The organism is Streptomyces sp. NPDC097619 (genome assembly GCF_040302735.1).
Taxonomy (GTDB): Bacteria; Actinomycetota; Actinomycetes; order Streptomycetales; family Streptomycetaceae; genus Streptomyces.
Genome location: NZ_JBEOSD010000048.1, coordinates 39,632 through 49,953, shown reverse-complemented (window position 1 = coordinate 49,953; position 10,322 = coordinate 39,632). Strand labels below are relative to the sequence as shown.

The 10,322-nt window shown below is 74.3% G+C and carries 11 protein-coding genes; 7 read left to right on the top strand and 4 right to left on the bottom strand.

Annotated elements, in window-relative coordinates; genetic code table 11:
* The first annotated feature begins 55 nt into the window (after positions 1-55).
* Positions 56-883, top strand: a complete 828-nt coding sequence (locus tag ABTZ17_RS16020) for an endonuclease/exonuclease/phosphatase family protein (RefSeq protein WP_352196221.1) — start codon at positions 56-58, stop codon at positions 881-883.
* 83 nt (positions 884-966) lie between these two features.
* Here the strand turns inward: ABTZ17_RS16020 and ABTZ17_RS16015 are convergent, their stop codons facing one another.
* Together ABTZ17_RS16015 and ABTZ17_RS16010 are read right to left on the bottom strand one after the other, a co-directional pair.
* Complete coding sequence (locus ABTZ17_RS16015) at positions 967-1,548, bottom strand: hypothetical protein (protein ID WP_352196220.1); 582 nt, start codon at positions 1,546-1,548, stop codon at positions 967-969.
* On the bottom strand, positions 1,541-2,320 hold the full coding sequence (locus tag ABTZ17_RS16010; protein WP_352196219.1) for an alpha/beta hydrolase: 780 nt from the start codon (positions 2,318-2,320) through the stop codon (positions 1,541-1,543). Before ABTZ17_RS16010 ends, ABTZ17_RS16015 begins: the two co-directional genes overlap by 8 nt.
* Positions 2,321-2,546: 226 nt before the next feature.
* Between ABTZ17_RS16010 and ABTZ17_RS16005 the strand changes: the two genes are divergently transcribed.
* The 6 genes from ABTZ17_RS16005 to ABTZ17_RS15980 all read left to right on the top strand — a co-directional run bounded on the left by ABTZ17_RS16005 (position 2,547) and on the right by ABTZ17_RS15980 (position 7,996).
* Complete coding sequence (locus tag ABTZ17_RS16005) at positions 2,547-3,359, top strand: lysophospholipid acyltransferase family protein (protein WP_352196223.1); 813 nt, start codon at positions 2,547-2,549, stop codon at positions 3,357-3,359.
* Positions 3,360-3,395: 36 nt separating this feature from the next.
* Entirely contained in the window at positions 3,396-4,619 is a 1,224-nt protein-coding gene (gene macS / locus ABTZ17_RS16000) for a MacS family sensor histidine kinase (protein WP_352196218.1), read from the top strand.
* A complete protein-coding gene (locus ABTZ17_RS15995) occupies positions 4,616-5,305 on the top strand; it encodes a response regulator (protein WP_352196217.1) in 690 nt (229 codons plus the stop codon). Before macS ends, ABTZ17_RS15995 begins: the two co-directional genes overlap by 4 nt.
* Before the next feature lie 156 nt (positions 5,306-5,461).
* Entirely contained in the window at positions 5,462-6,490 is a 1,029-nt protein-coding gene (locus ABTZ17_RS15990; protein ID WP_352196216.1) for a 6-phosphofructokinase, read from the top strand.
* A 176-nt stretch (positions 6,491-6,666) separates the two neighbouring features.
* Positions 6,667-7,662, top strand: coding sequence for a 2-hydroxyacid dehydrogenase (locus tag ABTZ17_RS15985; protein WP_352196215.1), 996 nt, complete (start codon positions 6,667-6,669; stop codon positions 7,660-7,662).
* 40 nt (positions 7,663-7,702) lie between these two features.
* Positions 7,703-7,996, top strand: coding sequence for a hypothetical protein (locus ABTZ17_RS15980; RefSeq protein WP_352196214.1), 294 nt, complete (start codon positions 7,703-7,705; stop codon positions 7,994-7,996).
* Positions 7,997-8,065: 69 nt separating this feature from the next.
* Here ABTZ17_RS15980 and ABTZ17_RS15975 read toward each other — a convergent pair whose 3' ends face one another.
* Together ABTZ17_RS15975 and ABTZ17_RS15970 are read right to left on the bottom strand one after the other, a co-directional pair.
* Positions 8,066-10,039, bottom strand: a complete 1,974-nt coding sequence (locus ABTZ17_RS15975) for an anthranilate synthase family protein (protein WP_352196213.1) — start codon at positions 10,037-10,039, stop codon at positions 8,066-8,068.
* A 106-nt stretch (positions 10,040-10,145) separates the two neighbouring features.
* Positions 10,146-10,202 (bottom strand): trp operon leader peptide, encoded by a 57-nt coding sequence (locus tag ABTZ17_RS15970; protein WP_352196222.1) that lies wholly within the window; start codon positions 10,200-10,202, stop codon positions 10,146-10,148.
* Between the last annotated feature and the right edge of the window lie 120 nt (positions 10,203-10,322).

The window sequence follows — 10,322 nt, the reverse complement described above, 5'->3', positions numbered from 1 at the left end:
TGTGACTGGAGTTCAGACGTTGTGCTCTTCCGATCTGGCTGCCTATGTTGGTCCCATGGACGCCGTGCCCGACAGGGATGCCCCCACCCCCAGCACCACCGTCACCCCCGCCGCCGCCCCGGCCGCACCCACCGGTGCCGCCCCCGGCCCCGAGGACCTGCCCCGCTCCGCCACCGGCCCCGACGGCTCCGCCGTGATCAGGGTCCTCAGCTACAACATCCGCTCCCTCCGCGACGACGAGGACGCCGTGGCCCGGGTCGTCCGGGCCTGCGCCCCCGACCTGGTCCTCGTCCAGGAAGCACCGATCTTCTTCCGCTGGCGCAAGCACGCCGCCCGCCTCGCCGCCAAGAGCGACCTCGTGGTCCTCTCCGGCGGCGGCACCGCCGCCGGGCCCCTGCTGCTGTGCTCCCTGCGCGCCACCGTCGAACGCACCGAGGACGTCCTGCTGCCCCGCACCCCCGGACTCCACCGGCGGGGCTTCGCCACCGCCGTGGTCCGCTTCGGCGGGGCCCGCCTCGGCGTCCTCTCCACCCACCTCTCCCTCCAGGCCGCCGAACGTCGCACCCAGGCCGGGATGCTCCTCGACCGGCTCGCCGGCCTCGGCGCCCCGCACGCGGTGGCCGCCGGGGACATCAACGAGGAGCCCGGCGGCGGGGCCTTCCGGCTGCTGGCCGACAGCCTCCAGGACTGCGCGGCCGTACGGCCCTGGGGCGGCTCGCCGACCTGGCCGGCCACCGCACCCCGCAAACGCATCGACGCCGTCTTCGCCACCCCCGGCATCGAGGTCCTGGGCTGCGGGGTACCCGCGCTGCCCCGCGCCGACCTGACCGCCGCCACCGACCACCTGCCGGTCCTCGCCGCCCTCCGCCTCCCCGCCGGCTGATCCGTTCCCGGTCCCGGAACGACGACCGGCCCCGCCCCCTCCTCGAAGGGGAGCGGGGCCGGTGAAGCCCTCCGCGGAAGGGGTCAGACCACCGCGCCGCGGCCCGGGTCGTCCCCGTCCACGTCGTCGTCGTGCTGCATCCGCGCCACCAACGTGGCGAAGCCCCCCAGGAAACCGCCCACCCCGAGGGTGGTCAGCCACCAGGTCATCTCCCACTGGAGCAGCACCGCCAGCAACAGCAGCAGCGGACCGCCCACCACCGCCAGCCAGGCGAACTTGGCCGTGGTGTCGGCCTCCGGCAGCGGCGGCGGCTCCGGCGGCACGAAGTGCCCCTCGTCGCTCGCGTCGAGGTCCTCCTCGGAGGGCTCGGCCAACGAGTGGTCCCGCGGGCCCACCCCCGGCGCGAACACCACGGAGCTGCCCAGCGGCGGCTTCGCCGCGCCCGGGTCCTCCGGTTCCTTCTCCTTCGTGGCCCCGGCCGCCGGGAGCGGGTTGACGTCCGCCTCCGGCAGCAACAGGTCCTCGATCGGCTTGAACGGCTTGGAGCCCGGCGGGTCCGCCGGCTCCTCCCCGTACCCCGCGACGATGGCGGCCCAGGCCGCCTCCTCGTCGAGCGGTTCACCGCTCCCGGACGTCTGGGGATCGCGGTCCTCGTGTTCAGCCACCGGTGGCCGTCCCCTCCCTGCCGACACTCGGAGAGAGGCGGCCGATGAAAGCGAAACTGTCCTCGAAGATCTGCCCTGCGTCATGGTCCAACGTCGCGACGTGGTAGCTGTGTTCCAGCAGGGTCTCCGTGACATCGGTGGAGGAGATCCGGCTGAGCACCCGCGCCGAGTCCGCCGGCGGCACCACGTGGTCCTGCGGGCTGTGCAGCAGCAGCACCGGCTGCGTCACCTGCGGCAGTTCGGCGTCCACCAACCGCAGGAAATCGCGCAGCGAGTGCGCGGCCCGGGTCGGCACCCGGTCGTACCCCACCTCGGCCACCCCCTCCTTGGCGATGTCACTGGCGATGCCCGGCGTGGACCTTATGAAGTGCTTCGCCACGGGCAGCGCCACCGCCAGCGGGTCGTGCACCTTGTTCGCCGGATTGACCAGCACGATCCCGCGGACCGCGTCCCCGTGCCGGGCGGCCAGCCGCAGGGTCAGCGCACCACCCATCGACAGACCGAACACGAACACCTCGGAGCAGCGCTCCAGCAGCTCCCGCAGCGCCCGGTCCACCTCGGCGTACCAGTCCTGCCAGCCGGTCAGCTGCATGTCCTCCCAGCGCGTGCCGTGCCCTGGGAGCAGCGGCAGGGACACCGTCAGGCCCCGCTCGGCCAGGTACTCGGCCCAGGGGCGCAGGGACTGCGGGGAACCGGTGAAACCGTGGCAGAGGAGCACGCCGACCTTTCCGCCCTCGTGGCGGAACGGCTCGGCTCCAGGGAGGACGGGCACGCGGGATCTCCTGTTCGATCGGGCACGGATGCAGGCACGGATGGAGGGGTGCGCGCAGTGTGTACTTCACGGTACGCGACCGGGCCGACACCGACCAGGGTCGTCGTGCCCGACGGTGCCCGTCCGCGCCCCGCCACGGGCCGGACGTGGGCGGGAGGGCGGGCCCCTCAGGGGTTAAGGTCTGTTCGACGGACACAGGAAGGCATTCGAGTTGATCTACGGCGCAATGAAGTTCTCCATCGGGGGATCCCTGAAGCTCGCCTTCAGGCCCTGGGTGGAGGGCCTCGAGAACATTCCCGCCGAGGGGCCGGCGATCCTCGCGAGCAACCACCTCTCCTTCTCCGACTCCTTCTTCCTCCCCGCGGTGCTGGACCGGAAGGTCACCTTCATCGCCAAGGCGGAGTACTTCACCTCCCCCGGGGTCAAGGGCAAGCTGACGGCCGCCTTCTTCAAGGGCGTGGGCCAGCTCCCCGTGGACCGGTCCGGGGCCCGCGGCGCCGGCGAGGCCGCGATCAAGAGCGGCATCGAGGTCATCGAGCGCGGTGAGCTGTTCGGCATCTATCCGGAGGGCACCCGCTCCCCGGACGGCCGCCTCTACCGCGGCAAGCCCGGCGGGCTGGCCCGGGTGGCCCTGGCCACCGGCGCCCCGGTGATCCCGATCGCCATGATCGACACCGAGAAGATCCAGCCCCCCGGCAAGGTCGTCCCCAAGCTGATGCGCCCCGGCATCCGGATCGGCAAGCCCCTGGACTTCAGTCGCTACCACGGCATGGACGGGGACCGCTTCATCCTGCGCTCGGTGACCGACGAGGTCATGTACGAGATCATGAAGCTCTCCGGCCAGGAGTACGTGGACGTCTACGCCACGGCCGCCAAGCGCCAGATCGCCGAGGCCGAGAAGGCCGCCAAGGCGGAGAAGGCCGAGCAGGCCAAGGCCGAGAAGGCCGAGAAGGCCGAACTGGCGAAGACCGAGAAGGCCGCGCAGGCGGAGGCGAAGGCCGAGCAGGCCGAGAAGGCGGAGACGGACCCGGACCGCTAGGTCGGGCGGGTCCGGCGGTACGTCCGGGGGTGGGGGATGGCCAAGCGCGAGCGGGTCGTGAGGATGTCGGTCGAGCAGCCGCTGTGGCGCGCCCTGACCGCCTACCGCGTCCTGACCATGGTCTACGCGGTGCTGCTGTTCGCCTCCGCGTACCGGCAGTTCCAGCGGCCGGCCGTGGCCGTCGGCTACCTGGCGGTGCTGGCGGTCTGGACCCTGGCCACCCTGCCCCGGGTGGCCTCCGCGACGGCCTGCACCCGCCGGTTCCTGGGCTGCGACCTGGCCCTGGCCCTCGTCGGGATCCTGCTGACCCCGCTCGTGGACTCGACGGAGCGGATCACCTCGGGCGGTCCCACCCTGCCCTCCATCTGGACGGCCGGCTCCGTGCTCGCCTTCGCCCTCAAGGGCGGCTGGCGCTGGGCCCTGTTCGCCTCCACCTTCGTCGCCGTCGCCAACGTCGCCCAGCGCGGGGAGATCACCCGGGACACCGCGCACAACGTCCTGCTCGTGTGGGTGGCCTCCATCGCCATCGGCTACGTGGTCGAGGTGGCCCGCGCCAGTGAGGCCACCCTCGCCCGCGCCCTGGAGATCGAGGCCGCCACCCGCGAGCGGGAGCGCCTGGCCCGCGACATCCACGACGGGGTCCTCCAGGTCCTCGCCATGGTCCAGCGGCGCGGCACCGAGATCGGCGGCGAGGCCGCCGAGCTGGGCCGGATGGCCGGGGAGCAGGAGGTGGCCCTGCGCACCCTGGTGACCGGCGGTCTGCTGCCGGCCTCCCGGGTCTCCGCGGACGCCTCCCGGGGCGCCCTGGTGCGGGCCGTGGAGGAGGACGGTCCGGAGGAGCCGGAGGGCGGCACCGATCTGCGGACCCTGCTCGCCCCGTACGCCTGCTCCCGGGTCACCTTCGCCGAGCCCGGTGCGCCGGTGCCGCTGCCCGGTCCGGCCGCCCGCGAGCTGGCCGCGGCGGTGGGCGCGGCCCTGGACAACGTCCGCCGGCACGCCGGCGAGGAGGCCCGGGCCTGGATCCTCGTGGAGGACGAGCCCGACGAGGTGATCGTCACGGTCCGCGACGACGGGCCGGGCATCCCGGCCGGACGGCTGGAGCAGGCCGCGGGGGAGGGGCGCCTCGGGGTGGCCCAGTCCATCCGCGGCCGGCTGCGGGACCTGGGCGGCACCGCCGACTTGGTCTCGGTGCCCGGACAGGGCACGGAAGTGGAACTGAAGGTGCCGAAGGCGCCCAGGGGGAGGACGCACACCCGATGAACGAGCACGACACGGCCGCGGAGGCCGCCCCGGTCCGGGTGATGGTGGTCGACGACCACCCGATGTGGCGGGACGCGGTCGCCCGCGACCTGGCGGCCGCCGGCTGCGAGGTGGTGGCCACCGCCGGTGACGGCCCCCAGGCCGTCCGCCGGGCGCGCGCCGTCCGCCCCGAGGTCCTGGTGCTGGACCTGAACCTGCCCGGCATGCCCGGGGCGCAGGTCTGCCGGGAGCTGGTCGGCTCCGACCCCGCGCCGCGGGTGCTGGTGCTGTCCGCGAGCGGGGAGCACGCCGACGTGCTGGAGGCCGTGAAGGCCGGGGCCACCGGCTACCTCCTGAAGTCCGCCGGGGCCGAGGAGCTGATCGACGCCGTCCGCCGCACCGCGGCCGGCGACCCGGTGTTCACCCCGGGCCTGGCGGGCCTGGTGCTGGGCGAGTACCGGCGGCTGGCGGCGGGCCCGGCCCCCGCCGCCCCCGACGAGCCCACCGCCCCCCGGCTCACCGACCGGGAGACCGAGGTGCTCCGCCTGGTCGCGAAGGGGCTGTCGTACAAGCAGATCGCCGAGCGGCTGGTGATCTCGCACCGCACCGTGCAGAACCACGTCCAGAACACCCTGGGCAAGCTCCAGCTGCACAACCGCGTCGAGCTCGTCCGGTACGCCATCGAGCGCGGACTCGACGACGAGTAGTTCCCCGTACGAGTGAACGGGTGGGGCCCAACCCCCCGCCCGCCTCGCGGAGTTCACCTTCCCTCACCCTCCGGTGTGATCCCCGGCGCCCCTAGCGTGACCGGCGTGCGGCCCGCCCCAGGGCCCCGCTCGGTGCTGTGGTGAAGGGAAGGTCCATTGAAGGTCGGAGTGCTGACCGGCGGCGGCGACTGCCCCGGTCTCAACGCGGTCGTCCGCGGGCTCGTCCGCAAGGGCGTCCAGGAGTACGGGTACGGGTTCGTCGGGTTCCGGGACGGCTGGCGCGGCCCCCTGGAGTGCGACGCCGTCCCCCTGGGCATCCCGGAGGTCCGCGGCATCCTGCCGCGCGGCGGGACCGTCCTCGGCTCCTCGCGCACCGACCCCTTCGCCGCCCCGGACGGCGTCCGCCGGATCCGGGAGAACCTCGACAAGCACGAGGTGGAGGCGCTGGTCGTGATCGGCGGGGAGGACACCCTCGGGGTGGCGGCCCGGCTGCACGCCGAGTACGGGCTGCCCTGCGTGGGCGTGCCGAAGAACATCGACAACGAGCTGGCCGCCACCGACCGCACCTTCGGCTTCGACACGGCCGTCGGCATCGCCACCGAGGCCATCGACCGCCTCCACACCACCGCCGAGTCCCACATGCGGGTGCTGGTCGTGGAGGTCATGGGGCGCCGCACCGGCTGGATCGCCCTGCACTCCGGACTCGCGGGCGGGGCCAACGCCATCCTCATCCCCGAGCAGCGCTTCGACCCCGGCCGTGTCTGCGCCTGGGTGGAGTCCCGCTTCCGGTCCAGCTACGCGCCGATCGTGGTGGTCGCCGAGGGGGCGCTGCCCGTGGAGGGGCAGATGGTCCCCCGGCCGGGCGCCCCCGACCCCTTCGGCCACGTCAGGCCCTCGGGCATCGGGGAGCGGCTGGCCGCGGAGATCGAGTCCCGGACCGGCGAGGAGGCCCGCACCACCGTGCTCGGGCACGTCCAGCGCGGCGGCACCCCCAGCCCCTTCGACCGGTGGCTGGCCACCCGGTTCGGCCTGCACGCCGTGGACGCCGTCCGCGACCGGGACTTCGGCACGATGGTGGCCCTGCGCGGGGACGACGTGGTGCGGGTCCCGCTCTCCTCGGTGACCGCGAAGCGCCGCACCGTGCCGCCGGCCCTCTACCGGGAGGCCGGGGTCTTCTTCGGGTGATCCGCGGGGCGGCCGGCCCGAGGGGCCGCGCTCCCGCCCGGCCGGCGGCCGTCCCCCGGCCGCCGGACACCGCCGGGCGCACCCGGAGCACGGGCCTTATCGTGACAAAAGGTTCGAGTCCCTTGGTCCGAGGTGCGCGCCGTCCGGGCGCGCGCCGCCGCGAGGCGGGAGCACACGTGGAGATCCTGGCGTTCGGGGTGACCGCCGACGAGAAGCCCCTCCTGGAGGAGGCCTTCCGCGACGGTCACGAGGTCCGCTGCGTGGAGGTCTTCCTCAGCGAGGACACCGCGCCCATCGCGGCCGGGTACGAGATCGTCTCCTCCAGCGTCAACGCCGACCTCAACGGCCGGGTCCTGCGGACCCTGCACGCGGGCGGCACCCGGATGATCGCGCAGCGCTCCACCGGCTTCAACAACATCGACCTGGACGTGGCCCGCCGGCTCGGCATGACCGTCAGCCGGGTCTCGTACTACTCGCCCTACTCGGTCGCCGAGTTCGCGTGGACCCTGGCCATGGCCGTGAACCGCAGGATCGTGCGGGCCTCCAACCGCACCCGCGACTTCGACTTCCGCCTCAACGGCCTCCTCGGCCGCGACATGCGCGGCCGCACCGCCGGGGTCCTGGGCACCGGCAAGATCGGCGAGGCCTTCGCCCGGATCGCGCACGGCTTCGGCATGAACCTGCTCGGCTGGGACGTCACGCAGAACCCGGCCTGCCTCGACCTCGGCATGGAGTACGTGGACAAGGACCGGCTGCTCGCCGAGTCCGACCTGATCAGCCTGCACGTGCCGCTGCTGGACTCCACCCGCCGCATCATCGACTCCGCCGCCCTGAAGACCATGAAGGACGACGCGATCCTGGTGAACTCCAGCCGCGGCGGCCTCGTGGACACCGACGCCCTGGTCGACGAGCTGCGCGCGGGCCGCTTCGAGGGAGTGGGCCTGGACGTGTACGAGGCCGAGGCCGGCGTGTTCTTCCTGGACAAGTCCCTGGAGGCGGTCCCCGACGACACCCTCGCCCGACTGATCACCTTCCCGAACGTGGTCGTCACCTCTCACCAGGCGTACTACACCCACGACGCGGTGGGCCAGATCATCGCCACCACCGTCGCGAACGTCGCCGACTACCTCTCCGGGCGCCGCTCCGAGAACACCCTCTCGCCCGCCGCGTGACGTTCGGCCCCCGTTCAGCCGGGGCCCCTACGCTCGCGGCGTGCAGATACCGCAGTGGGTCCAGTGGGTCTTCCTGGTCTGGGGGCTGGTCATGCTCCTGGGCACCGCCGACCACCTCCGCCGGGCGGTCCGGGCCCGCCCCGGCAGCCCGGACCGCAGCGGCCGGATCGCGGAGGCCGCCGACTGGGGCGGCTCCACCGCCTTCGCCCTCGGGGTGGCCGCCGAATCCCTGCCCGCCGCCCTCGCCGGCATGGTCGTCTACGGGGCCTTCTCGCTGCGCCGCCGGCTGCGCGGCCGCCCGCGGCGCCGGACCGCCGTCCGGCACCGCGGCTGACCCCTGCCGGCCCACCCCGTCGACCCCGACGGGGTGGGAGCCGGGTGGGTCAGGCCGGGGCCGTGCGGATCAGGTCCGGGCCGCCGGCGCCCGCAGCCCCGACACCAGCTCCCGCACCAGCTCCGCCCCGCGCAGGGTCAGCACCGACTCCGGGTGGAACTGGAGCCCGGCGAAGCCCCCGGCGGCCGAGCGCAGCGCGTGCACCTCGCCGGTGGCCGGGTCCCGGGACACCTCCACCCCGCGGGCGGCCAGCGCGGCCTCCGCCGCCGCGTCGCAGGCGGCCGTGAAGGTGTTGTAGAAGCCGACTGTCTCCTCGTTGCCGAAGAGGTCGATCCGGATCTGCGCCCCCTGGGCCGGCTCCGCCTTGCGGACCAGCGGCAGCCCCAGCGCGTCCGCGAGCAGTTCGTGGCCCAGGCAGACCCCGAGCAGTCCGTGCCGGTGCTCCTCCAGGAGGGCGGCGGCCAGCGGCCGGAGCAGCCGCATCCGCGGATCGGCCGGGTCCGCGGGGTCCCCGGGGCCGGGCCCCAGCACCACCGGGCCGGTCCCCGCGGCGTGCGCGCGCACCGCCTCGGCGAGCCCCGGCTCGTCCCAGCGCCGCACGGTCACGGTCAGCCCCGCCGAGCGCAGCACGTGGGCGAGCATGGCGGTGAAGGTGTCCTCGGCGTCCACCACGAGGGCGTGCCCGGCGGAGCCGGGGGCCGCCGCCGTCCGGTCCCGCATCCGCAGCCAGAAGGGCGCCAGGTCCGCCCGGCGGGCCGCCAGGGCCGCCGCCACCCGCGGGTCGCGGCCCAGGGCGGGCGCCTGCCGGGGGTCCGGTCCCGGCGCGGCCTCCCGCACCCCCAGGGCGGTGAGTACGGCGGCCGCCTTGGCGTGGGTCTCGGCCACCTCGCCCGCCGGGTCGGAGTGCCGCACCAGGGTGGCGCCGACCGGTACCCGAAGCCGTCCGTCCACGGCCACGTCGGCGGTCCGGATCAGGATGGGGGAGTCCAGGCTCTGGGTGCCGTCGGCCTCCTGCCGGAGCAGGGCCAGCGCGCCCGCGTAGTAGCCGCGACCGACCCCGTCCGGTCCGAGGGGTTCGTGACGTTCGATGACGCGGCAGGCGTTCTGCACGGGGGAGCCGGTGACGGTGGCGGCGAACATGGTCTCCCGCAGCACCTCCCGCACGTCCAGCGAGGACCGGCCGCGCAGCTCGTACTCGGTGTGCGCCAGGTGGGACATCTCCTTCAAGCGGGGCCCGACGACGACCCCGCCGCGGTTCCCGACCGTGCACATCATCTTCAGCTCCTCGTCCACCACCATGGAGAGCTCCTCGGTCTCCTTGCGGTCGGCGAGGAAGGCGAGCAGGGACTCGGCGGTGGGGCCGCCCGCCGGGTAGCGGTAGGTGCCGCTGATCGGGTTCATCACCACGGTGCCCTCCCGGCCGGCCCCGCCGCCGGTCATCCGGACGTGCACCTCCGGGCTGGCCCCGACGAGGGTCCGGTCCCCGGTGTGGACCACGTACGTCCAGTAGGCCCCGCGCTCGGCCGCGAGCAGCCGCCGGAACAGGGCGAGGGCGTCGGCCGGGCCGAAGTCGGGGATCCGCCCGGCGTAGGTGCGGCGGATGACGAAGTTGGCGCCCTCGCCGCGGCCGATCTCCTCGCGCACCACCCGCTCCACGATCCGGGCGTACTCCTCGTCGGGGACGTCGAACCCGCCGTCCTCCACCCGCACCCGGTGTCCGGGCAGCGCGGCCATCACCTCCGCGAGGGGCAGGACGTGCGACTCCTCGGCGGTGAGCACGGCCAGCGGGGTGCCGTCGTCCCGCACGTCGAAGCCGCGTTCGCGGATCTGCCGGAAGGGCACCAGGGCCAGGGTCGGGGCGGGCCCCACGGGCAGCTCGGCCAGGGAACCGGCCTCGTGGACCGGGCCGAGCAGCAGCTCGACCAGGTCGTGGTCCCGGCCGGGGGTGCGGCGGCGCAGCAGGGCGAAGGGCGGGCAGCCGGGGCGGGCGAGCCGGTCCAGCAGTGCCTCGGTGGTGCGGCCGGGGGTCTTCGGGGAGGTCATCGGGCGTTCCTTCCGGGATGTCCGGTGGGGAGGAACGGCCCGGCCGATGGCACGGAAAAGGCCGCCCCTCGGGCGGCCTGTGCGTCGGTGTCTCGGGTACGCGCAGTCAGTGGGCCGCCGGAAGAGCGGGCCACCACCAGTTCTGGTTCGAGTGCGCGTACATGGCGGCGATCGTAGCCCATGGCCCGGCCCGGCGGTGTGCGGATTCCGGACGCCGTCTCGGGATCCTGAGAACTCCGTCTCACCCAGCGGTCACGGGCGAATCGGACGGTGGTGAACCCGT

Bases quoted from the DNA above. Each gene is read 5' to 3' on its own strand.
- ABTZ17_RS16005 (WP_352196223.1), top strand. From the start codon at position 2,547: ATGAAGTTCTCCATCGGGGGATCCCTGAAGCTCGCCTTCAGGCCCTGG.
- ABTZ17_RS15975 (WP_352196213.1), bottom strand. From the start codon at position 10,039: ATGACCTCCCCGAAGACCCCCGGCCGCACCACCGAGGCACTGCTGGAC.
- ABTZ17_RS15995 (WP_352196217.1), top strand. From the start codon at position 4,616: ATGAACGAGCACGACACGGCCGCGGAGGCCGCCCCGGTCCGGGTGATG.
- ABTZ17_RS16020 (WP_352196221.1), top strand. From the start codon at position 56: ATGGACGCCGTGCCCGACAGGGATGCCCCCACCCCCAGCACCACCGTC.
- macS (WP_352196218.1), top strand. From the start codon at position 3,396: ATGGCCAAGCGCGAGCGGGTCGTGAGGATGTCGGTCGAGCAGCCGCTG.